This window comes from Colwellia asteriadis (genome assembly GCF_039523295.1).
GTDB classification, from domain to species: Bacteria; Pseudomonadota; Gammaproteobacteria; order Enterobacterales; family Alteromonadaceae; genus Colwellia; species Colwellia asteriadis.
Map to the genome: position 1 here is coordinate 1 of NZ_BAAAFA010000006.1, position 22202 is coordinate 22202.

The 22202-nt window shown below is 39.8% G+C and carries 20 protein-coding genes; 12 read left to right on the top strand and 8 right to left on the bottom strand.

Annotated elements, in window-relative coordinates; genetic code table 11:
• Positions 1 to 168: 168 nt before the first annotated feature.
• Entirely contained in the window at positions 169 to 699 is a 531-nt protein-coding gene (locus tag ABD005_RS09370) for a PEP-CTERM sorting domain-containing protein (protein ID WP_343817195.1), read from the bottom strand.
• 614 nt (positions 700 to 1313) lie between these two features.
• Between ABD005_RS09370 and ABD005_RS09375 the strand changes: the two genes are divergently transcribed.
• The 11 genes from ABD005_RS09375 to ABD005_RS09425 all read left to right on the top strand — a co-directional run bounded on the left by ABD005_RS09375 (position 1314) and on the right by ABD005_RS09425 (position 12394).
• Positions 1314 to 2393, top strand: a complete 1080-nt coding sequence (locus ABD005_RS09375; protein WP_343817197.1) for an XdhC family protein — start codon at positions 1314 to 1316, stop codon at positions 2391 to 2393.
• Positions 2383 to 3102, top strand: coding sequence for a nucleotidyltransferase family protein (locus ABD005_RS09380; protein WP_343817198.1), 720 nt, complete (start codon positions 2383 to 2385; stop codon positions 3100 to 3102). The genes ABD005_RS09375 and ABD005_RS09380 overlap by 11 nt, the downstream gene beginning before the upstream one ends.
• A 68-nt stretch (positions 3103 to 3170) precedes the next feature.
• Complete coding sequence (locus ABD005_RS09385) at positions 3171 to 3659, top strand: (2Fe-2S)-binding protein (RefSeq protein WP_343817200.1); 489 nt, start codon at positions 3171 to 3173, stop codon at positions 3657 to 3659.
• On the top strand, positions 3659 to 5908 hold the full coding sequence (locus tag ABD005_RS09390; RefSeq protein ID WP_343817202.1) for a xanthine dehydrogenase family protein molybdopterin-binding subunit: 2250 nt from the start codon (positions 3659 to 3661) through the stop codon (positions 5906 to 5908). The genes ABD005_RS09385 and ABD005_RS09390 overlap by 1 nt, the downstream gene beginning before the upstream one ends.
• A 313-nt stretch (positions 5909 to 6221) precedes the next feature.
• Positions 6222 to 7034 carry a DUF3450 family protein gene (locus tag ABD005_RS09395; RefSeq protein ID WP_343817204.1) on the top strand — a complete coding sequence of 271 codons (813 nt, stop codon included), beginning with the start codon at positions 6222 to 6224 and terminating at the stop codon, positions 7032 to 7034.
• A complete protein-coding gene (locus ABD005_RS09400) occupies positions 7034 to 8380 on the top strand; it encodes a MotA/TolQ/ExbB proton channel family protein (protein ID WP_343817206.1) in 1347 nt (448 codons plus the stop codon). Before ABD005_RS09395 ends, ABD005_RS09400 begins: the two co-directional genes overlap by 1 nt.
• Before the next feature lie 12 nt (positions 8381 to 8392).
• Positions 8393 to 8776, top strand: a complete 384-nt coding sequence (locus ABD005_RS09405) for a MotA/TolQ/ExbB proton channel family protein (RefSeq protein WP_343817208.1) — start codon at positions 8393 to 8395, stop codon at positions 8774 to 8776.
• Positions 8766 to 9167 carry an ExbD/TolR family protein gene (locus ABD005_RS09410; RefSeq protein WP_215981642.1) on the top strand — a complete coding sequence of 134 codons (402 nt, stop codon included), beginning with the start codon at positions 8766 to 8768 and terminating at the stop codon, positions 9165 to 9167. The genes ABD005_RS09405 and ABD005_RS09410 overlap by 11 nt, the downstream gene beginning before the upstream one ends.
• Positions 9168 to 9173: 6 nt before the next feature.
• Entirely contained in the window at positions 9174 to 9866 is a 693-nt protein-coding gene (locus ABD005_RS09415) for an energy transducer TonB (RefSeq protein ID WP_343817209.1), read from the top strand.
• Positions 9863 to 11323, top strand: a complete 1461-nt coding sequence (locus tag ABD005_RS09420; RefSeq protein WP_343817210.1) for a tetratricopeptide repeat protein — start codon at positions 9863 to 9865, stop codon at positions 11321 to 11323. The genes ABD005_RS09415 and ABD005_RS09420 overlap by 4 nt, the downstream gene beginning before the upstream one ends.
• 495 nt (positions 11324 to 11818) lie before the next feature.
• Positions 11819 to 12394 carry a PEP-CTERM sorting domain-containing protein gene (locus ABD005_RS09425; protein WP_343817211.1) on the top strand — a complete coding sequence of 192 codons (576 nt, stop codon included), beginning with the start codon at positions 11819 to 11821 and terminating at the stop codon, positions 12392 to 12394.
• Between the two features lie 112 nt (positions 12395 to 12506).
• Here the strand turns inward: ABD005_RS09425 and ABD005_RS09430 are convergent, their stop codons facing one another.
• The 6 genes from ABD005_RS09430 to ABD005_RS09455 form a co-directional block, all read right to left on the bottom strand.
• Positions 12507 to 13892, bottom strand: coding sequence for an ATP-binding protein (locus tag ABD005_RS09430; protein WP_343817212.1), 1386 nt, complete (start codon positions 13890 to 13892; stop codon positions 12507 to 12509).
• Positions 13889 to 14608 carry a response regulator transcription factor gene (locus ABD005_RS09435; protein WP_343817213.1) on the bottom strand — a complete coding sequence of 240 codons (720 nt, stop codon included), beginning with the start codon at positions 14606 to 14608 and terminating at the stop codon, positions 13889 to 13891. Before ABD005_RS09435 ends, ABD005_RS09430 begins: the two co-directional genes overlap by 4 nt.
• Positions 14609 to 14735: 127 nt before the next feature.
• Complete coding sequence (locus ABD005_RS09440) at positions 14736 to 15887, bottom strand: type 1 glutamine amidotransferase domain-containing protein (protein WP_343817214.1); 1152 nt, start codon at positions 15885 to 15887, stop codon at positions 14736 to 14738.
• Positions 15888 to 16061: 174 nt separating this feature from the next.
• Positions 16062 to 18599: an ABC transporter permease gene (locus ABD005_RS09445; protein ID WP_343817215.1), complete on the bottom strand. Its 2538-nt coding sequence runs from the start codon at positions 18597 to 18599 to the stop codon at positions 16062 to 16064.
• The gene (locus ABD005_RS09450; RefSeq protein ID WP_343817216.1) at positions 18589 to 19338 is read right to left on the bottom strand and encodes an ABC transporter ATP-binding protein; all 750 of its coding nucleotides are present in this window, start codon (positions 19336 to 19338) and stop codon (positions 18589 to 18591) included. The genes ABD005_RS09445 and ABD005_RS09450 overlap by 11 nt, the downstream gene beginning before the upstream one ends.
• Before the next feature lie 259 nt (positions 19339 to 19597).
• Positions 19598 to 20479 carry an MBL fold metallo-hydrolase gene (locus tag ABD005_RS09455; protein WP_343817217.1) on the bottom strand — a complete coding sequence of 294 codons (882 nt, stop codon included), beginning with the start codon at positions 20477 to 20479 and terminating at the stop codon, positions 19598 to 19600.
• Between the two features lie 99 nt (positions 20480 to 20578).
• Between ABD005_RS09455 and ABD005_RS09460 the strand changes: the two genes are divergently transcribed.
• Positions 20579 to 21421: a LysR family transcriptional regulator gene (locus ABD005_RS09460; RefSeq protein WP_343817218.1), complete on the top strand. Its 843-nt coding sequence runs from the start codon at positions 20579 to 20581 to the stop codon at positions 21419 to 21421.
• A gap of 256 nt (positions 21422 to 21677) precedes the next feature.
• Here the strand turns inward: ABD005_RS09460 and ABD005_RS09465 are convergent, their stop codons facing one another.
• The gene (locus ABD005_RS09465; protein WP_343817219.1) at positions 21678 to 22079 is read right to left on the bottom strand and encodes a hypothetical protein; all 402 of its coding nucleotides are present in this window, start codon (positions 22077 to 22079) and stop codon (positions 21678 to 21680) included.
• Positions 22080 to 22202 lie beyond the last annotated feature (123 nt).

The window sequence follows — 22202 nt, forward strand, 5'->3', positions numbered from 1 at the left end:
CGCTACTCTTATTTAAGCTTCCGACTCGCCGAGAAGATAGAAAATATCCCCGATGGGTTAAACCTAAACCATCCAAGTATCCCCATAAAAAGAAAAATGCCAGTCAGCTTAACTGACTGGCATTGGGCATTTAAGCCCCATTTATTACTTGTTTAATGAATTAGCTTATTAAGCTTTAAGCTTTCTTCTTGATATGCCTAAAGTAACCAAACCTAAAGCAAGTAAGGTAAAAGGCGTTGGCTCTGGAATATTCACGGAACTAGAGTCGCGATAAACAATTGTTTCAGCCCAATATTGAGAGTCAGCAATATCTGCAAAAGACCACAGCCCTGCAATACCATCATTTACATCAATGTGTGAATAATCATTTGAAAACCAACCAGCGGCTTTGGCGTAATTCTTCCCGTTATAGAACTTTGTATTTGAAGAAGAATAATCCACAATGAATGTCGATGCATTGATGCCTAGAGAAGAAAATAAGCTCGACGTTATTACCTTCCAACCGTAGCCTGATTGCTCAGTTAAGTCTATGTTAGAACATGAGCTTTCTAAAAGGCCATCACTACAAGGAGATGCCCAAGCTAAATCATACCCCCCAACGGTCACAAAAGCATCTTCTGCCACTTCACCTGTCATTAAAGTCGCATTAGCAGTAAGGTTCATTAAGCTACAAAGTAATAGTAATCCAATTTTTTTCATAATTTATTCCATATTTATAATTTTAAACAACATTAAGCAAAAAAAGAACCACAATTTAACATGTTGATTTAAATTGATTTTATTTCATTTTTGAATATAAGTGTAAAATTATCGGACATTATCACAGAAGCTTAATAATTCATTTATAAATATTAAAACGATACACAAAATAGTATTCAGCTGTTTGTACTATATCAACGACAAGTAGTGTCGCACACTATCTGTTTTAATATTAATACCTTATCCGACAATAGTTGTCGGTAGCAACGACATAATATTCTGGTTAACTATAAGAGCAGCATTCATATAATAATTCTGCCATTAAATTAGCTTTGTCGGATTACTTATCGTTAAATAAGCTAAGGCTAATATATCAAAGTGAATGTTAGGTGGACTGATTCTCATTTGTTAACACCATTCCCCTTATTTATGGCACCTTCACACATAAAGGAGCTCTAAATTGGTAAAAACATAACAATTTTAGAGTAAAAACATTAATTAAATATTTACATTTTTTTAGTTTATTTTCCCGCCGGCATATTTTATGGTCAAGGGTAGCTAGTTTTAACCTAACCTATAACCAACAGCGAGCACGTAGAGATGGATTTTAAAACATGAGTAACCGTTTAGCGTCGCTGTTAAACTCATGGTATGAGCATAAAGATAGCTGCCAATGGGTATTGGCTACCATTATTGAGACTCAACGCTCTTCATATAGAAAATCCGGCGCCATGATGCTAATTAATAGCCTAGGCAAAAGCTATGGGTTATTAAGCGGTGGTTGTTTAGAAGCTGATTTAATGCGTCAAGCGCAAAAGTGTTGGTTTAAAAATGAAAGTATAACTATATGTTACGACATGCAGGATGAAAGCGATATTGCATGGCAGCTAGGTATTGGCTGTGGCGGTATGGTCAAAGTACTATTACAGCCTATTAATATCGAGAATAATTACCACGATTTACTCACCTTAAAAACTCATATAGATAATCGCCAGCTTTGCTACTATCAACTCAGTATTGATAACCCCCCTAACCTGAATAAAGTAATAAACAAGCAGCCCGTACAAGTTGAACATCAGAGCTCGCTAATTATTACAGTAAAACCTGCTCCCGCATTGATTATTTTTGGTGGTGGTCTTGATGCTCAACCATTGATTGCAATGGCACACACATTAGGTTGGTATAGCTGCTTAATTGACTGTAGAACTAGCTACGCCCGTCCGGCTTATTTCAAGCAAGCCGATCAAATTATCAATAGTAATTACGCAACGTTAAACACCACCTCAAACAAGCAGAAACTCCCCAAAGCTGATGCAATTGTTATAATGCATCACAACATTGAGTTAGATGCTAAAGCATTGGATTTAATTAAAAGCAATCCACAGTTAAGCTCTGCGCATTACATAGGCTTACTTGGACCACAACATCGCACTAAACGTGTTTTTGACGCCACTCAATTATCAACAAAGCAGTTACCCGTAGCGCTGGCTAATCCTATTGGGTTAGATTTAGGTGGTGAATTACCTGAAAGTATTGCACTTGCTATTCTGGCTCAGGCGCACGCTGCCGTAGAATGTAAAAGCGCACAAGCCTTAGGCGTTTACCAAGATACGTCCACAGCACTGCATCAGCCGATTGAATTAGCAATAAACATCAAAACTCACTTAGCAGGTGATATTGCCAATGCCAGTTAATATTATTTTACTCGCGGCAGGAGCAGGAAAACGTTTTGCTGGCAGCAAAAACTCAAAGGGCGATATAAAACAGTTAGCAAAGTTTCAAGGAGCAACGCTTATTGAGCATACGATAGAGCAACTTAACCCTGCTCTTGCACAACTCAATAAACTTAATCAAACGACTGTGCATAACGATGATAATGCTAATCATACAAGTGACAACAATGAAAAAAGTCAGCTCTATATCAGCTTAGGCGCTCACCAAGATAAAATATCGCCGCTATTACCTAAAAATACCCCTCTATTAACCAGTCGTCATTGGCAAAAAGGGATCGGACACTCTTTAGCTGATGCCGTAAAGCAAGTGGCACCTTTTAGCTCACATTTGTTAATTGCTTTAGTTGATCAACCGTTAGTAACACAGCAGCATTATCAAACACTCGTTAATACGTCTTTACTACACCCTGACAAAATTATTGCCACACGCAGTGATGATTTATTGTTACCGCCTGTTATTTTTCCTAAAGATTTTTTCCCAGAATTAGTACAACTTCAAGGCGATATCGGTGCAGCGAAACTTTTAAAGCGTCATAAAAACCGTGTAATTTCACTGCAGTGTGACATGGCGAAGCTTGATGTTGATACCCCAGAGCAATTAGCTGAAATGAACAATATCGCAACAGAAAAAATAACAGCAACAAGAGAGCACTTAGTTATTAGTACTTAGCTATTAGCTAACAATAACTTAAATAAAACTTAGCATATTTACCATCACTGTCTAAACCTGGAGTCAGTATGATTAACGTAACAATAAACAAAAAAGCCATTGAACTTGATGTCGACCCACAAATGCCGCTGCTATATGCTTTGCGCGATGAATTACAACTTACTGGCACCAAGTTTGGTTGCGGTGCAGGGCAATGTGGCGCTTGTACCGTACACTTAAATGGTCAAGCAATTCGTTCATGTATTACCCCAATATCTGCTGTTGCCAACCAAAAAATTACCACAATTGAAGGGTTAGATGAGCATAATAACAACAAAGTACAGATTGCTTGGCGTGAATACAAAGTCCCTCAGTGTGGTTATTGTCAAAGCGGACAAATAATGAGTGCCAGCGCATTATTGGCGAAAACAGCAAACCCAAGCGATAAACAAATTGATGACTTTATGCAAGGCAATATTTGTCGCTGCGGTACTTATAAGCGCATTAAAGCAGCGATAAAATCTGCGGCAAATAGTGAACCTTCTGCAAATGAGAATTTAGTTAAGGAGAATCGCTAATGACTGCTATTGAAAACGTCAGTCGACGCAACTTTATTAAAGCGGCAGGCATCACCAGTGGTGGTTTTATTTTAGGTATTAACTTACCCTTATCCGCTAAAACACTAGACCCAGCCAAAGCAGCAGCTAGTACCTTGAACTTCTTTGTTAGTATCGCGAACGATGGCATTGTTTCTATTGTTTGTCACCGCAGTGAAATGGGCCAAGGAATTCGCACCAGCGTGCCACAAATTATTGCCGATGAATTAGGTGCCAATTGGGACAAAGTAAATGTAGTGCAAGCAAAGGCCGATGCTAAATATGGCTCTCAAGGCACTGCAGGCTCAGCTTCTATTCGCAGTCATTTCACTACCATTCGTCAAATGGGTGCAATTGCCCGCGATATGTTAGAGCAAGCCGCAGCTTCAATTTGGCAAGTCGATAAATCAGCAGTCAAAGCAGGCAATCATGTCGTTACGCACAGTGCAACAGGCCAGCAAATATCTTTTGCTGAATTAGCGCCCCATGCTGCTAAATTAACGCCACTCGATGCCAAAAACGTAACCTTAAAAAACACCACAGATTTCTCCTTAATTGGTAAAGATGTTAGTTTGACAGATCTTAATGAAATAGTGGCAGGGCAAGCGACATACGCGCAAGATATTCAATTACCAAATATGCTAATAGCCACTATTGTGCGCCCTCCTGTTGTTGGTGGAAAAGTACTGTCGTTTGATGCAAGCCAAGCTAAAAAAATTAAAGGCGTTGTTGATGTTATCGCCTTAAAGCCGCGCTCTATCCCCGTGGCAACCAATCCGTTATCTGGCGTTGCGGTATTAGCAACTAACACTTGGGCAGCGCTTGAAGGTAGAAAAAAACTCACTGTTGAGTGGGACTTAGGTGCTAACAGCACACACAGTAGCGAAAGCCACAAACAGGCGTTAGTTAAAAAAGTTAATCAACAAGGTAGTGTTGCCGCCCATAAAGGTGATATTTACACCCATCAATATCAAAGCGAAAACACTCTAGAAGCCACATATACTGTGCCTTACAATAATCACTCACCCATGGAAACTCCGGCGGCAACGGCAATAGTTACCGATGAAAAATGTACTATTTGGGCGGGTACTCAAAACCCACAATGGGCACAAGGTATTGTCGCTACAGAGCTAGGCTATAGCCAAGAAGAGCATCATAAAATAGAATTAAACATTACTTTAATGGGTGGTGCATTTGGCCGAAAATCAAAAGCCGACTTTATTGTTGAGGCGGTTGAGTTAGCTAAGGCAACTAAACGACCTGTTAAAGTTATTTGGAGTCGCGAAGACGATATTCAACATGGTTACTATCAGTCTATTGCCGCCAATTATCATAAAGCAGAATTAACCGCTAACGGCAGCGCCGATTTTTGGATAAGCCGAGTAGCTTACCCTCCTATTGGCTGGCTATGGAATGCCGACTTAAAAAGCCCACAACCTAATGATTTAGCACTAGGCTTTGGCGATATTCCTTTCGCACTTAATAACCTTAGCCTTGAAACACAAGAGTCAGAATCTTACGTTAGACCTGGCTGGTTACGCTCTGTTGCCTGTATTAATAATGGTTTTGCTTTGGGTTCTTTTGTTGATGAACTTGCTGTCAAAGCTAACTTATCAACACGACAAATGTGGCTTAATTTACTTGGCGATGACCGTCATGTTAACCCCTCTGAAAATAACTATGAGTACAACAATTACAATTTAGCGATGACCGAACACCCGCTTGATACTAAGCGCATGAAAAGCCTTATTAATTTAATTTGTGATAAAGCTGAAGTAGAGAAACCATTACCTAAAAACCAAGGTTGGGGTATTAGCTTTTTACGTAGCTTCGGCTCTTTTGTGGCAGCAGCCACTAAGGTGGAGGTGACTAACAATAAAGTAACAGTATTAGCCATGCATACTGCGATTGACTGCGGCATTGTCGTAACCCCTGATCGCGTTACTGCACAAATGGAAGGTGCCATGATCATGGGCTTATCAATTGCTTTAATGGGAGAAATTTCTGTTAAAGATGGCGTGGTAGAACAAAGTAATTTTCATGATGCTCCTGTTACTCGTATACACCAAGTACCTGAATTATATGTACACATTGTGCAATCTGACGCTCCTCCAGGTGGAGTTGGCGAGCCAGGAGTACCGCCTATTATACCGAGTATTACTAACGCTATTTACCACGCCAGTAATATTCGTATTAGAGACTTACCAGTAAACAAAGTATTGACGGTTTAAACGTCACGTTACTGATTTCCTACCTGAAAGAGCAGCGCTGGCTTGTTGTGTATAACACTAAGCCAGCGCGATCCAGCTAAATATAAACATTGCCACTTATCTCTGAGCATTGTCTAAAGCACTCTTTTCATTTACCCCAAGTCACTTCAACTAAGCTCGCTTACCTTAAACTCTCTGACCTTAAACTAAAAATATTGCAAATGATAATGGTTAGCATTACAATTCGTGACGTTTATTTATATCCACATATCTATTGGCGAATAATTTTAGAACTCCACTCACAAGCTAACGCTTGAAGGTTAGAAATATCATCATGAGAAAGTACATTAGTGAAATAATAAGTGTGTTAATCGCACTTGTGTTGTTTGCATTCCTTGCCAGCAATAACGCATTTGCCACAACCAATAAAGTAAAACAAACCGACAAGCTCATTCAACAATGGCTAGCAATAGAGCAACAACGCAATGCCATACTTAATGATTGGCACCAGCAAAAGCCTTTGTTAGAGCAACGCTTATTACTATTAAAGCAAGAGCAAAAACAACTTGAACAAAACCTCACTTCCGCTAATGAAAGCGATAATGAAGTAGAAAAAAAACGTGCTCAGTTGCTTGAGTCGCAAAACACCATGGAAGCTATGCAGGCTGAATTAGACAAATCTTTAATCAGCTATTATCAAATTGTTGCTCAGGTTCACCCTCAACTACCACCACCGCTTTATCAAGCATGGCATAACAAACTCACCTCAACTGAACTGCTTGAGGCCGATACCACCACAAAACTGAACACTTTATTGGAGTTACTTGAGCAGCTGAATGACTTTGAACAACGTATTAGTCATGCTCAATCCGCTTTAACACTAAGCAATGCCCAAGGCGAAAAAGAAGTAATGGTACACCAACTTTATATTGGCCTATCACAAGCCTGGTATGTGTCGCTAGACGGCTCCTTTGTTGGCCGTGGTGTACCTGAAAAGTCAGGATGGCGCTGGATTGCAGATGACCAGGTAAATGCTGAAACCGTACTTAACGCCATTGCCATGATAGAACGACGCAGTGAAGCTAAATTTTTACAATTACCTATTAGCTTATCAACACAAAATACAACTGCCGCGGTGAGTAACTAATGACTAAAAAAATAATTTTAACCACTATGTTAATGGCACTCTCAATTTCTGCTTTTGCTGCTACTGAAGATAATAGCAAAGTCATCAACGATTTATTAAGCGATATAAAATCAGCACAAAGTAAACTAGAAAGCAGCCAAAAAAAACTTACTAAATCACGAGAAAAACTGGCGGTTCAAGTACGAGAGCAAGAGCAATTGGTTGCCAAACTGCGTGAAAAGTCAGCAGTATCTCAACGTCTGCAAGATGAAAAAACCTTAAGCTTGCAACAATTACAAAACCGTTTAAAAACATGGACAGAGCAAAAACAATATCAGCAAAATATCCTGAGCCGCTTTAACCACAATATGGCACAGCAGCCCTTTAGCACCCAAGCTGCTCCAGAAGAAAAGCTTGCTTGGCTTACTGAGCATTTAAATGGCATTGATAACCGTATTAACCCAACATGGCAAAGTAAAAAAGTGGTGATGCCAAATGGCGAGTTAAATACTGCAAAGGTGCTCGCTTTAGGGCCAGTTAAAGTATTTGCCAATGAAGCAAGCAATACCGCGGGTTTTGTTAGCATGATCGACAGCGACAATGTTAGCGAACCTAACAGCGCACTATTAAAAGCAGAGTTAGTATTAGCAACAGATGAAAGCGCAGGCTTATTCGCCCTAATGAATACCGGCAGTGGCACTATTTCATTTGATCCGACCTTAACCCGCGCTTTTAAAATTAATAGTCAAAAAGAAACCATTATTGACCATATAGGTAAAGGCGGCATATGGATTTTCCCTATTGTAGCCTTTGGTGTTTTCGCCTTAATTATTGCCCTATTAAAAGCCATACAGTTTGTTCGATTACCAAGCTTAATTCCTGCCTTTAATGAACGTTTTGCGCAACTCGAAAAAATTACTAATGCGGAAGATAAAATAGCAGCACAACAAAGTTTATTCGCCCAAGCACAAGGTATGCAAGCAAAGTTGATTGAGATTGCTCTCAACACTGAAATTGGTCAAAAGCGTGATGACCGACTGTTTTCTAATTTACTTGGCAGTAAACACAAACTGGAATATTGGTTAGGTGCCATAGCCATTACCGCTGCGGTTTCACCTTTACTCGGTTTACTCGGTACGGTTAGTGGCATGATTGAAACATTCAAGCTCATGACCCTATTTGGTGCTGGCGATCCGGCGGCAGTATCAGGTGGTATTTCACAAGCACTAGTTACCACCGAGCTTGGTTTAGTGGTTGCTATTCCAGCATTATTATTGCACGCCTTGCTTTCTCGACGCGTTAAAACCTATTACGGCGCACTAGAGTCTTGTGGCGTTAATTTAAGCCAGCTCAATAACGATAAATAAGCGAGAAAAATCATGTCATTTAATTCGTTTGATCACCCAGTAGTATGGAGCATTTTAGCTTTAGGTTTTGTTTGTTATCAGCTCTTAACCTATTACATTATTCGTGTTTATTCTGGTAATTATCAACTGAAAAACGCTTCGTGGATTTCCTCCGCTGAAATTTTTATTGGTGCCTTACCGTTACTAGGTTTGCTAGGCACCATTAGCGGCTTACTTGATACCTTTCATGCCATGTCACAGGGTGAAACTCTTGATCAAGCCGGTGCATTAAGCCAAGGCATCGCCGATGCGTTATGGACCACACAGCTCGGCTTGGTTGTAGCAATACCCGCTTGGTTACTACTAGGGCACATCAAGCATTTAATCGCTAAACAAGGAGTTGCTTATGCGCGCTAATTTGCAACAACGCTTAGAGCAAACACACAACGGTATTGATTTATCACCATTGCTCGATGTGGTTTTTATCTTATTAATATTTTTTATTGTCACCTCAGTTTTTGTGAAAGAAACCGGCGTAGAAGTAGACAAGCCACAAGCGGTATCTGCACAACGTTTAGAAAATACCGTCATTATGTTAGCCATTACCAATAAAGGAGATGTGGTTTATGACAGTACTTCTATTGGCGTGGCAGGTGTGCGTAATACCATTTCTCAATTATTAAAAGTGAGAGAAAGAGCGGTAGTTATTCAAGCCGACAAACAAGTAATGACCGAGTTGTTAGTCGAAGTGATTGATGAAGCGAAACTCGCTGGTGCTAGCACAGTTAACATTGCCACAGCAATTTAAGGCAACATGATGACTTCTGCGCTAAACAGCACAAAAACAGCATTAAAAGCAATAACTCAGCGAAAACCTAATCGTTTTCATATTGTTGCTTTTATTGCCAGCAGTGTCTTAATGATAATGGCATTACTGGGTATTCTAGCCAGTAACTGGTTTGCTAATGAATACGAGCCTAAAGTAATGGTACGCAAAGTTAATCAAGCTTTTACGCCACCACCACCTCCGCCGCCACCTGTTAATAGACAAACCAGTGAAGCCCAGCCCACTATTGATCTAAGTGCCGCAGGTGAAGGGCCGTCGTTGGCCATTGCCGACATTAAAATAAAGCAAAATTTTGATCCTATGTTATCGCCACCTGAGATGAATCACAGTGCTAATGATTTTGAGCTTGATCTAGCCGTTGATTGGCAAGCATTTGGCTTAGGTGAGCTAGACAGCATTCCCGTGCTATTAACCCAAATAAAAACCGCGTTTCCGCGAAGTTTGGCACGCAAAGGTATCAAAAAAGCCAAAGTAGCACTCGATGTTTTTATCGACGAGCAAGGCAGTATCACCTTGGTGGGTATTAAAGAAATGCCTTATGAAGAGTTATCTGACGCTATTAACAAAATTATTCGCGATTCGCGTTTTTCGGTACCAACTAAAAACGGGCAAGCAGTACGTGCTCGCTTTATTTGGCCAGTGGAGTTTAAAAAAACATGAAAACACATTTTTTCCCCTCAATAATTATTTCGGCTTTAGTGTTATGCACTAGCCTTAGCTACAGTAATAGCAGCTTAGCGTTAGTACAACACAGTTCAACGGATAATAAGCCGCTAGTAATCAACAATATTCATATTGAACAACTTGCTCCTGTATGGACCATTCAAACCGGTAATAACCCATTGTTAGAGCGTGATGCCAAGTTGCTTCCAGCTGAACAAAGCCTCGCGTTAACTTTGCGCCCGCTCCTTGATCAAAAAAAATATCAAGCAGCCTTAAATGCCATTGAAACAAGTAGCCATGAAGATTACGAGCCAGAGCCTATTCTTTCGTTAAGCCCTGCACTATTACAGGTTAAAGGACAAATTTACTTATCGTTAAAAGAATATGAACTTGCTAAAAGTACATTTATTGAAGCGGTAACTTTGTTACCTGATTTTATTCGCGCCCATAAAAATCTCGCAGTTATTTATATCAAACAACAAAATTATCAAGCAGCACGTAAGCATTTAATCAAAACGATTGAGTTAGGCGAAGGTGATGCACAGCTCTTTGGCTACTTGGCGTATATTAACTTACAGCTCAATACACCATGGTCTGCCATTGCCGGATATCAACAAGCGCTATTACTTGAGCCAGATAACAGCCAATGGCAGCAAGGGTTGTTATATAGCTTAATTAAAGCAAAAGATAATCACGCTGCCAAAGCAATGCTCAATGAGATGTTACAGGAAACACCAAACGATATGCGTTTGTGGTTACAACGTAGCCGTATATCACTTGATGACAATACACCTCTTGATGCTTTAATGAGTATGGAAATGGCGTTACGTTTAGGTAACACTGACGCGGATAATTTAATTGCCGCAGCACAGCTACATTTGAACCACGGTAGTGTAAGTAGAGCTGCTGAATTAATGTCACAACTACTGCGCCAATGGCAGCAAAAAGGTAGCTATAAAGCCACAGAGAACAGTGAGCACTTTGATGCGATTGAGTCGGTTATTGCCTGGCTAATTTATGAAAAGCATTGGTCTGAGGCTAAACCATTATTAAAACACACAGAGCAATACGCCAATAAAATCACAGGTACACAACAAAGTCAGCTTAAATTGCACCGCGCAAGTATGCCTGGTAATAGTGCAACGCAAACCACGCGTTTATATGAACAAGCGATTAAACTCGACCCAAGCAATGGTCAGGCATTAATTGCCCTAGCAGAACATTATCAGCAGCAAAATGATTACACTCAAGCACAACTACTTTTTGTTAGAGCGGCTAGCATTGAGGGCTTCGCAGAACGTGCTTATATTGGTCATGCTCAAGTATATATTGAACAAAAAAATTACGACCAAGCTGCAGTATTATTACGTAAAGCATTGAAACTCAATCCAACACGCCAAGATTTAGTGCAAAACATTCGTTTACTAGATCGCATGAACACCAACCAAATTTAGGTTGGTAGCTCACCTGAACTCGGTTTAAGAGACTATTAAAATACTGATATATAATAAAAATTATCTTTCTGAATCGCTAGCTTGATAGTTCTTCTTCTTTTCATATGATAAGCAAGGAAAATTTCGCGTCAATCGCTGGCCTATTGCAAGTAAATTTAACGAAGAAGTTAGGGAAAATAGCTGCTAGAGAAACATGTGTTAAGCCGATCTCAGGTTAACTACTGTAGCAAGCCTGTATTACGCAATATAGGCTGGTTATAACGTATATTTATTGACCGTCTAGTTTTTTTACATCTCTTTTACATATTTAGAGTAAAAAAACTAAACAATGCAAAAAATCGTTTTAAAACAAACAAATGAAAATATGGCTTGTTTTGTGCTTAATAGAGCCTGTGTTATATAATTGATTAAATAACACAACCTATTTTACGGTTTGATTGATCACAATGTCACACCGTTTACACTTACAGAATATAATTTAGTTTTAAAGGGAAAATGATGTTAAGAAATTTATTTGCCGCAGTCTTATTACTGACACTAGCCGCAACAGCTAAAGCTACTCCGATTAAATCAGGTATTGACGGTTCATTTGATATTTTCAGTGTTGCAGATATCACATTAAATGCAGATGGTGAAGTTACTCTTATTAATTTTATCTTTGCAAACATTGCTCTTGTTGATCAAGCTGGTGATTATGCACCTTATTTAACTGCAGGTGATGCAGTGGCATTAGATACTAACCCTATCAGCATTAATAACATCATCGGTTTACAGTTATGGAATGTTAACGGCTTTAGCTTCATCGCTACAGCAATTGGTGCAAATGAAACTCTTGGCGCTACTACAGGTTTATACATCATTGGTGATGTAGTACACGATGATTTCGTCACAACATCAACGGAGTTTTTCCTTTCTAGTCAAAACTTAACGGTTGACGGAACAAAACAATCTGCACTTTCAGCATCAATTACTTCTCCTGCTCCAGTAGCAGTATCTGAGCCAGGTTCTTTAGCTATTTTAGCTTTAGGCTTAATTGGTTTCGCTGCTAGTCGCAAGAAAAAATCTGCTTAATTTTCTGATTAAGTCAATTTATTAAGCACGCAAGCGTGCTTAATAATAAAAAAGCACCTTATATAAGGTGCTTTTTTATTGCCTACGGTTTTAACTTAAGCAAGCTTCTCATTCAAAACCGTACCGATATCTGCGTGCCTTGTTCGCTCTTCAAGCTTAACTGCCAACCTTGGTGTTCGCACAAGCGCTTCACTATCGATAAACCAAAACCGTAACCAGTACTCTGACTACCTTTAACCATAAGTTCAGTGACTTTATCCACAATACTTGCCTCTATGCCTGAGCCTGTGTCTGCAATAACAAGCTGATTATTTTCATAACTAATCAGCACTTCACCAGCATTGGTATATTGAAAGGCGTTACTGATCAAATTATCAAGTAACACTTTTAACATGCCTGGTTGCAGTGTTAGATTCACATTAGTATTGTCACTGACTAGCACTTCAACTAAGTTACCATTAGTCTTATTTGCCAGCAAATAGCTGTGATCAATCACCGCCTGCTCGACTAGCGCCAATAAATTCACCGACGATTTAGCAACCGAGGTGTGTTCGTTACGCGCTAGTGATAATAAGGTGGTCACCGTTTGCTCCATTTGTACACTAGCATCACTGATACGTTTTATCAGTGCATCGGTAGCTTGTTGTTTTAGTTGCTGTTGGAGTAATTGTTGCTGCGGTAGTTCAGGGTCTAAGGTATGACTGGTTTGATACACTTCAACGGCATTTTTAATAATTGCGACGGGGGTTCGAAGCTCATGGCTAACATCGCGGGTAAAGTGTTTTTCGCGGATTAACGCTAATTTAATTTGTCCTAGCGTATTTTCAAGGGTTTGTGCCAATAGACCAATTTCATTGTTTGGGAAGCGTTGTGCGAACTTATCCGGAATATTTTCAGGCGCAACGCCATCAACCAAGTCAGCCAGCCGCTGTAAGGGTCTTGCTGTACTGCGCCCTAACAGCCACGCAATAGTACAGGCAATAATAATTAAGACTAAACACACAACCAACATCGCTTTAAGTAAAAAGCCGCTAATAGGCCTAACGAGTAACATTTCACTCACTTCTGCTAATAAATAAGCTTGCTCGGCATCACTTTGTTTTTCAGGCGCTACCTTAGGAAGTGCATATAAATGATAGTGCTTTCCTTGTTCGCCAAAGAACTCACCTGCATTAGACTCAGTTAATAACTGCACTTTAATGAGCTCTGGTAAGCTTTCCTTTGATAGATAGAGCTTCATATAGTGATGGCGAGGTATCGGCCATTGTTGGTGCTGCTGATAGCCTTCCTGCATTAACTGAGCTTCTTGTGCCATGGTTGTGTATATAAAGCTATCTTCTAATGCGTACATAGCTAAAAACACAAAGGCACTATAAAAACATGATAAGACTAAGGTAAATACACAAAACTGCGCGACAATACGTCGGCTCAAACTATGGTATTTATTGGTGCTATTTTCATTAGCTGAACTTTTATTTATTATTTTGCTTTTCATCATTCACTACCCTGCTCACGTTTACCGTTAGCAACTTCTAAGGCAAAGCCAACTCCGTGGCGAGTTTTCAACATCGCATAACTAAATGGCTTATCTAACACACTACGTAATTGATAAATGTGCGATCGTAATGCATCAGACTCGGTTGGCTCATCGCCCCATAGCTTTTGTGCTAATTGAGAACGACTGACCACCTGTGGATACTCCTCAGCTAATAGCGTTAAAATGCGATAACCCATAGTGTGTAAATTAAGTGGTACTCCTTTGCGCTGTACAGTTTTACGTTTACGGTCTATTTGCAACTCACCAAGGGTAACAACATCATCGGTTTGCAATAAATGTCTTCTCGATAATGCCAAACAGCGAACTTCAAGCTCTTGCAATGAAAACGGCTTAGTTAGGTAGTCATCGGCGCCAGCAGTAAAACCGCTGACTTTATCGTCAATAGTGTCGCGAGCGGTTAACATCAAAATAGGAATATGGCGTGATGATTTAAGTCGTAATTGCTCACATACCGTTAACCCATCCATCACAGGTAAATTTAAGTCGAGAATGATAAGGTCATAAGACTCACTTAACGCCAACGCTAGCCCCTGCTGACCTTGCATGGCAAAGTCAAACACATGTCCTTTGGCCTCCATATACTCAGCGACATTGCGCGCAATATTAAGTTGATCTTCCACTAATAATATATGTAATGAGGTATTAGTACTGACCATAAAAAACTCCATTGAAAGCGACTTGGCGCTATTAATTCACTATTTAAGCGTAAACGTTAAAAGCTTAAGGAGGTAATAACAAGTTATTGCCCCCTTAAGCCTGAATTATTTAGTTGTTATAGCCTTACTATAATGTTGCCAATAGCTCTAGCGCTGGTTGATATTCAGGCTTAATCTTTAATAACTGTCGTAGTGTGGTTTTTGCTAGCAAATTCTTACCTAATTTTTGCTGTGCTTTTGCAATGGCGACATCAAGTACAGGGTTGTTTAGCTCTGCTTGAGCTATTGTCATTAAATCTAGTGCTTGTTCAATTTCTGATTCTTTTTCTGCTACTTTAAAAAAATAAAAACCATACATACCAAAGAAACTAAGCTGCTTTGATTTTTCCTCACTCGCCTCACGCTGAGAAACTTGTGCTAAAACCGCACGTTCACCAGCTAAAAAATCAGCGATTAACGCAAGCGTGTGATCATCGTTGTATCGCGCGTTAGTCACCGCATCAATGCCTAAGCTCGTCACTAACGCGGTTGCTACTCCCACCGTAGAACTTGGATTTTGGCCAGTGATCAAACGATCATCAACTGCAACATGACTTAACATAATATCACTACTTTGAAATATAGCGCCGCGCTCTACTAGCTTATCTTCGAGCATAAAATCAAACGTTGGAGACCATTTCTTACCGAACAATTGCTCTTCTTCATTCGTAAAAGCATTTACATGTTTATTGGCAATTAAATAAGTACCATCCGCTAACTTTACGTCTACTAGTGCTGCGGGGCCGTGACAAACTGCTGCCACTGCGCCCTGTTGTTGGTATACGTCACTGATTAGCGTTTGCAGTGCTTTATCTTTTGGTAAGTCAAACATTGCGCCTTTCCCCCCAACAATAAACACGCCGTCATAACTAGCTGCGTTAATATCTGCGGTGGCGAAAGTATTTGCTAACTTGTCCATTACCTTTTTATCCGCGAGAACTTGCGCATTGTAGCGTGTCGCTGGATCATATTTATCGGCGACCACATTACCGCCTTTAGGGCTAGCGACATCAACGTCAATACCATTTGCTTGAAACACTAAATAGGCTTTTGAAAATTCGCCAAACTCATAGCCAGGCGCTTTTTCCCCTTGCTCCTCGCCATGACCACTGACAACCATCAGTACTTTTTTCTTAAGATCTGTTTGAGTAACTTGCTTATCAAGCGTAGCTTTTACCGGCAAAGTAACGACGACTAAACAAATCATTGTAACTATTTTTTGAGTAATGCTTTTCATCATGTCTCTCTTAATCGTTTTTTATATTAGGTGGTTAGGTTAGGTTAGGTTAGATAGTTCGAGTATAAAACTGCTCAGGGGACAGCATCGCAGTGAGTCTGTGAAACTGATGTGAAACCGAGGTAAAACATCTGATATAAAAGCTTCTCACTGCGCGTTTTTTACAAATTTACAAGGTTAGTCCGTCATTAATTGCTTAACAGAACTATTTAAACTGTGCTTATTAGCGAAAATACCTAGGGAAGTAACACTCGCTAAAATAATAAACAAGGTTCCCAATAGCCAAATAAAGTCAGGTTGATAGGGTAGGGAAAACTGTGATTGATAGATGAGTAATCCAGCAAGGTAAGTACCTACTATTGACCCAGTTGCTGCAATCAATGCCGTGATAAGCCACTCAATAATATTAAGCTGAAAACATGTGCGTTTAGAAAAACCAAAGCTCATGATAATGCTGTTCTTTTTCCTTTCCTTCGCTTCTGCTGCATTAATTGACGCGAGAATAACAATAATCGCAAGTAAGATAATCACCACTGAAAATCCTGTGATTACTGTCGTTATCATTGCAAGCGTGGAGTCAAATCGTGCGGTCATCTCTTTTAAAGAGACCATGCGCAATGTCGGATATTTTTGCCATAAGTTACCCAATAAAGACTGTTGTTGATCGCTCACTTCGATACTTGCCATATGGTAATGCGTTGCTTGAATGTGGGCGATCGCAGTGCTAGGCATTTGTATCCAAAACGTGATTGAGCCATTGCCAGACTTAAATGCGTGACTAGCAGCAACGATAAAGTTATAGCGTTTACCTGCAATCATAAAACTCACCTCATCACCTAAGGCCAACCCGATATCCGTCATCACCTCCTCTTCTATTGAGACTTGCTGCCAATTCTCACTTGCGTTTTGCCACCATTGACCAGATACAATACGGTTATTACTTGGTAGCTCGTTAGCCCAGTGCATTCTTATGTCTCTTGAAAAGCGCGCTAAACTGTCACTAGGTTTCCCCGCAAATTCTTTAAGCGGTTGTTGGTTCACTTCTATGAGCTTGGCATGCATATAAGCTTTATTTTGGCGAATGCTAATATCGTTATCCAACGCCCACTGATGAAGGTAATCCATTTGATCCGTAGTCGCTTGCGATACCATTAAATTTCCATCGTGAGTTCGCTGATAAACCGACATTGTTTTGCCCAAGTCGTGCATTAACATGAGGGTAAATAACAGTAGAAATGCTGATAAGCCTACCCCTAATATTTGGGTACTTTTGCTCACTAAGCGCTGCTTCATCATAAAAAACACAAAAGGTAACAACCCTGACAGGTTTTGTGTGAGTTTTTCACCCAAGGTCAATGTCAACCAGCTAAGCGCTAAAATGAGTGCAATAGTAACCCCCATGGCAATAAGCATCATGGTCGTTAATAGGCCATTATCTGAATAAGCAAACACCACAATGATTAAGACCATTAGCGCCGCTATTTTTTGCCCTAATTGTTTCGTTTCACTCGTTGCAGTCGTAAAGAGTGACGCAATAGTGCTATTGGCTAACGAATACCACACGGGTAGATAAAATAAAGCAAACAATAAACTTACAAAGCCTAAGGTGCTAAAGGATAAACCAAGGTGCCATTGCCACGTTAAATTGACAAAGCTTTCTGCTAAATGACTGATGATAAGCCAATGTGTTGCTGCGGCTAAAATAAAGGCAATGGGCAATAGTAGTAGCAATGAATAGCACCATTTAATGATAGACACCACGATACCCGTTTGATGGCTAGCACCTAAACTCATACACACCGCGGCAAAATACTGCTCTTTACTTTTATGCTTGATGGAAAGCTGCTCAATAGCAACAGCTGCCATAAAAAACAATAAGATAGAGGTTAAGCCTAAAAAGTTTTCTGTTCGCTGCCAAAATAATGCTAACGGATGATTGCCTTTTTTATGCATAAATTCGGCGGCAGGTATTTGCTGTTTTTGCCATGCTTGTAGTGTCGTTATGTTGTCTTCATCAAGGGCAAGTAAATAACGATACTGTATTAAATTTTCGCTAAAGTTTAGCTGCTTCATATCAGCAATGTTGATCATTGCACGCATATTGACATTATGTCCTTCCATCAAGCGATCAGGCTCATGAGCTAGCAATTTTGTTACGGTAAAAGTTTGTGAGGCAATATTTACCACATCACCCAGCTTCAGGCTAAATCGCGACAATAAACGACTGTCGAACCATATTTCACCTACTTTCGGGCCAGTCGAGTTCGCGTATGTAACCCCATCAAGGGAGTTAGCAGTTAATAGCTCTCCCTGCAGAGGGTAATTATCATCAACGCCTTTTAGGCTAATATATTGCCAGCTATTATCATGACTAAAATTAATGCTAATTTGCTGAGTTTGCGCGACGTCATCAACCTGTTTAGCTAAGCTTGCTAATTGTGTTGCTGCTAAGGGTTGATGCTGGCTAATAAGAGCATCAGCGCCAAGCAACCCTTGTAGGTTTTTAGTCAAATATTGTTGAACGCTTTCACTTGACTGACTTAACGCCAGCATAAAAATTAAGAGTATTGCTTGCGTCCAACGAAGCAGGCGTTGATGAGGTAAATGATATTCTTGACGATAGCATTGCCATGCCAGTGAAAAATTAAGCCTCGCTTGCATGATAAAGCCCGCAAATGACCTTGGCACTGCGCCACCTTGTGTTTTAGTTAACATATGCCGCCTCCAAAACCTTACTTTCCCTGTTATGACTACTATCCTGTATGAGTCGCCCTTGGTTCAAACGATATATATGGTCAGCACGCTGCGCTAACCTTTCGCTATGGGTTACCATAACCAAACCCGCGTTATTCTCTTTACAGCAAGAAAATAACGTATTCGCGATATCTCCAGCACTCTTTTCATCGAGATTACCAGTCGGCTCATCGGCAAAAATAAATCGCGGTTGGAAAACTAAGGCTCGTGCAATGGCAACTCGTTGTTGCTCGCCACCACTGAGCTCACTGGGACTATGGTTCATGCGATCTGACAAACCGACTTTAGTGAGCATGGCTGTCGCTTTATTCACTGCAGTTTTATCTCCGCGTAGCTTCAACGGCAGGGCAACATTATTTAATGCGCTTAATTCAGGTAACAAATGAAACTGTTGAAAGATAAAACCAATGTCTGTACGCAAGCTTTCGAGGCTAGTTGCTTGGTTGCCCGTTAAATAAAGCCCTTCGCCCGATGTCGGCTTTTCCAAACCTGACATCAACATCAACAAACTTGATTTACCAGCCCCAGATGGACCAGTAATCGCGTAAGACTGCCCTTGTTTAATGGTTAAGTTAAGCTGTTCAAATAAAGTAACTTTCGCTTCATTTAGTGTGAAGGACTGGCTAATATTTTTTAATTGAATTGAGCTGAGTTGGATCGCGTTGGGTTGAATCGAATTAGGTTGAGTAACAATAGACATATCTGACGGCCTTTTAATAACATAATTGCCGATAAGCTTATTCGAGTGAATGTGAAAGGTATGTGAAAGGTATCAGTAAAGTTATGCTGTATTCAGGTAAGAAATCCATCTCGTAAGCTGCTCTTATCTTGCCTGGGCTTATGCCAGCCTGATTATTGCGATGCTATAAGTCAGCTTGGGTGCTTGGCTTGCAAATAGCAATCGCTTTACTAATCGTACGCCAAGCACTGTATCAATGAAACTGCTCAGAAAACGGTGATTAATACACCGCTGTTGAGCCTTCAGAAATCAAATCTAAGCCAACAGAGTTATTTTGCATTAGTTCTACTAGCACTGAAATAGGCTCTAAATATAAGGCATAGGTACTATGGTGAATAGGTAATACTTTAGTAACTTCTAGGGAGTTAACCAATTTTATAACCTCTTTCGCGCCCATACTTATTTGACCTAATGGGCCAGTAGTGCCGACTCTTCCCATGTTCGGTATCAAAATATCTATAGGCCCTAAGGCTCTAACAAAGTTAATTACTCTTTCACTCGGCATTGAATCTCCTGTCCAATAAAGACTACGGCGCCAATCTCCTTGTTGAAACACGATATAAAACCCTAAGCCATGACCCAGTAATGGCTCTAACGCTTTATTCAATGTATGGTCTGCGGGTACCGCTGTAATCGTTACCTTACCTCTAGGGGTTTTAAATTCTCGTGAATCACCCGGGGCCAATGCATCAATATTGGTAAAACCCAACTTAGCTATTTTTTCTTGATCATCTTTAGGCATCATCATCAAAATATCTTTTTGCAATCGTTTATGTGCTTCTTGATCAAAATGATCTTCGTGAGCATGACTTAATAAGATTAAATCAGTTTGTGTTAAATCGATATTTGGTAACTTGGTAACACGTTTGTGATGACGAACATTAGGCCCAAGTTTCAAATCAAACATTTCGTTTGGATCAGCCATTAAAAATGCCTGCTCTCCTTCACCAAACATCGGGTCGGTCATAATACTCAGCCCATCAAAATGCAGCTCCATGCTTGGACCACCAAGCCAACGCACTTCAACTTCTGGTTCTTGTGCATATAATTGAGTACTTAATAAGAGGCTGATACTGAGGGAAATTAATTTACGTAATTGCATTTTTTTATCTCTGTTGACTAAAGTTTCACGAGAATAACAACTTGCTATTGAGTGAACTAGATGTCTAATATTGAACAAACTGAACAATAAATTCATACAATGAGTGATTTAATTCAAATTCAAACGTTTGTCGAGGTCGCAAAAAGCAATAGCTTTACACAAGCGGGTAATAATCTTGCTTTACCCAGATCAACTGTCAGCGCCCGTATTAAAGCGTTAGAAGTGCGATTAAATACTCGCTTATTCAATAGGAATACTCGAAATGTTAGTTTAACTAATGAAGGGGTAGACTATTTGCAAGTATGCCAAAAAGCCCTAGGTATGCTGATTTCTGCTGAAGAATCGTTAATTCAAAATGATGCACTTTCAGGCAGACTAAAAATTTCTGTTCCTGTTGCGATGCCAAAAATGCCCTTAGCTCGACTTATTTCGTCATTTCAACAATGCTATCCTAACTTAAGTGTTGAGATCATGGTTACCGATACACCACAGGATATTGTTGCTGAAAATATAGATGTTGCGATTCGAGGTCGTGATGCTGGCGATTTAGATCTTATCGCGAGAGAGCTTGGAAAAGCTAAGCTAGGTTACTTCGCCTCCCCATCAGTAGTTAAACAGCTAGGAAAAGAAGCATGTAAAGAGAGCTTATCAACTCAACTTATCTTTGCACCATTGAACAAATCACAGCGCTTTAAGTTGGTTACACATGACTTTTCATTGGCACATGATTTAGCTTGCACTCATCAAGGCGTCGTTATATTGCCTATCAATTTATGTCAAGCATCCGTAGAGGCTGGCTTACTTTTACAATTTAGTTGTACACCACAACCAGCTGAATTACCTGTATATTTAGTTTATCCAAACAGGAGTTATTTAGCCAAACGAGTGAGGGTACTCATTGACTTCATAATCGCTAATCATCAAAAATTCACACTCATTTAATGCGTAAACCGTGAGTTAAGCAGCATTATTCTCGCGACTTAATTATAAATAGGCCACCATAATTTTAACAAAGAGAGTTACTTAAGTAGATATAGTCACCTGAGCATCCAAAAAAGCTAAAAAACTGTACATTAACTACACAATCAAGACGAAAAAAGAGTGCTGATGAAAATAAAAAAGCACCTTATATAAGGTGCTTTTGTTTATCTAATCAACCGATAACCAAAGCTAACGGAAAAATTTTATGATAATTAATTTAAAAATATAAAGTTTCTAGTGTTTCACCTGCAACTTTAATATCACATTTGTCACCTGATTGTGAATTTGATGACTGAATAGCACCAGCCACCGCCCCAAACACACCACCTTGACGGTTTAAAACTGAGCTAAAGTAACAATGGCTAGACACTTCAACATCTTGATAGTTGGTTGTTAAGTTTAATGTTGGAGTATACGGAGGAAAACGTCCTTTCATTACAGGATCACCATTTACCGTAAGCTCTACTTCTTTGCGTTTCTCGTCGTACTGACCACCGAAGACATAAACCTTACCTTGATAAGCTATCGTTTTTTCTTGCGCTTGAATTGGTGGCGTTGAGCCACAGCCAGCTAATGTTATTAGTGCAACACTAGCAATTAGTAAAGATTTCTTTAACATAACTAATTCCATATAAAAAAGTGAGTATAAAATATAACCTAATAGCTATTAGCTTTCAATCAGCTAAATCATTAAATTTATGAATATAAACAATAGGTAATAATCACATTAACTAAAAATGGC

Excerpts from the sequence above, each read along its gene's own strand:
- ABD005_RS09440 (WP_343817214.1), bottom strand. The coding sequence starts at position 15,887 with ATGATGAAAAGCATTACTCAAAAAATAGTTACAATGATTTGTTTAGTC.
- ABD005_RS09405 (WP_343817208.1), top strand. The coding sequence starts at position 8,393 with ATGTCATTTAATTCGTTTGATCACCCAGTAGTATGGAGCATTTTAGCT.
- ABD005_RS09420 (WP_343817210.1), top strand. The coding sequence starts at position 9,863 with ATGAAAACACATTTTTTCCCCTCAATAATTATTTCGGCTTTAGTGTTA.
- ABD005_RS09430 (WP_343817212.1), bottom strand. The coding sequence starts at position 13,892 with ATGATGAAAAGCAAAATAATAAATAAAAGTTCAGCTAATGAAAATAGC.
- ABD005_RS09410 (WP_215981642.1), top strand. The coding sequence starts at position 8,766 with ATGCGCGCTAATTTGCAACAACGCTTAGAGCAAACACACAACGGTATT.
- ABD005_RS09395 (WP_343817204.1), top strand. The coding sequence starts at position 6,222 with ATGAGAAAGTACATTAGTGAAATAATAAGTGTGTTAATCGCACTTGTG.
- ABD005_RS09460 (WP_343817218.1), top strand. The coding sequence starts at position 20,579 with ATGAGTGATTTAATTCAAATTCAAACGTTTGTCGAGGTCGCAAAAAGC.
- ABD005_RS09435 (WP_343817213.1), bottom strand. The coding sequence starts at position 14,608 with ATGGTCAGTACTAATACCTCATTACATATATTATTAGTGGAAGATCAA.
- ABD005_RS09370 (WP_343817195.1), bottom strand. The coding sequence starts at position 699 with ATGAAAAAAATTGGATTACTATTACTTTGTAGCTTAATGAACCTTACT.
- ABD005_RS09455 (WP_343817217.1), bottom strand. The coding sequence starts at position 20,479 with ATGCAATTACGTAAATTAATTTCCCTCAGTATCAGCCTCTTATTAAGT.
- ABD005_RS09425 (WP_343817211.1), top strand. The coding sequence starts at position 11,819 with ATGATGTTAAGAAATTTATTTGCCGCAGTCTTATTACTGACACTAGCC.
- ABD005_RS09400 (WP_343817206.1), top strand. The coding sequence starts at position 7,034 with ATGACTAAAAAAATAATTTTAACCACTATGTTAATGGCACTCTCAATT.
- ABD005_RS09375 (WP_343817197.1), top strand. The coding sequence starts at position 1,314 with ATGAGTAACCGTTTAGCGTCGCTGTTAAACTCATGGTATGAGCATAAA.
- ABD005_RS09390 (WP_343817202.1), top strand. The coding sequence starts at position 3,659 with ATGACTGCTATTGAAAACGTCAGTCGACGCAACTTTATTAAAGCGGCA.
- ABD005_RS09415 (WP_343817209.1), top strand. The coding sequence starts at position 9,174 with ATGATGACTTCTGCGCTAAACAGCACAAAAACAGCATTAAAAGCAATA.
- ABD005_RS09465 (WP_343817219.1), bottom strand. The coding sequence starts at position 22,079 with ATGTTAAAGAAATCTTTACTAATTGCTAGTGTTGCACTAATAACATTA.
- ABD005_RS09380 (WP_343817198.1), top strand. The coding sequence starts at position 2,383 with ATGCCAGTTAATATTATTTTACTCGCGGCAGGAGCAGGAAAACGTTTT.
- ABD005_RS09385 (WP_343817200.1), top strand. The coding sequence starts at position 3,171 with ATGATTAACGTAACAATAAACAAAAAAGCCATTGAACTTGATGTCGAC.
- ABD005_RS09450 (WP_343817216.1), bottom strand. The coding sequence starts at position 19,338 with ATGTCTATTGTTACTCAACCTAATTCGATTCAACCCAACGCGATCCAA.
- ABD005_RS09445 (WP_343817215.1), bottom strand. The coding sequence starts at position 18,599 with ATGTTAACTAAAACACAAGGTGGCGCAGTGCCAAGGTCATTTGCGGGC.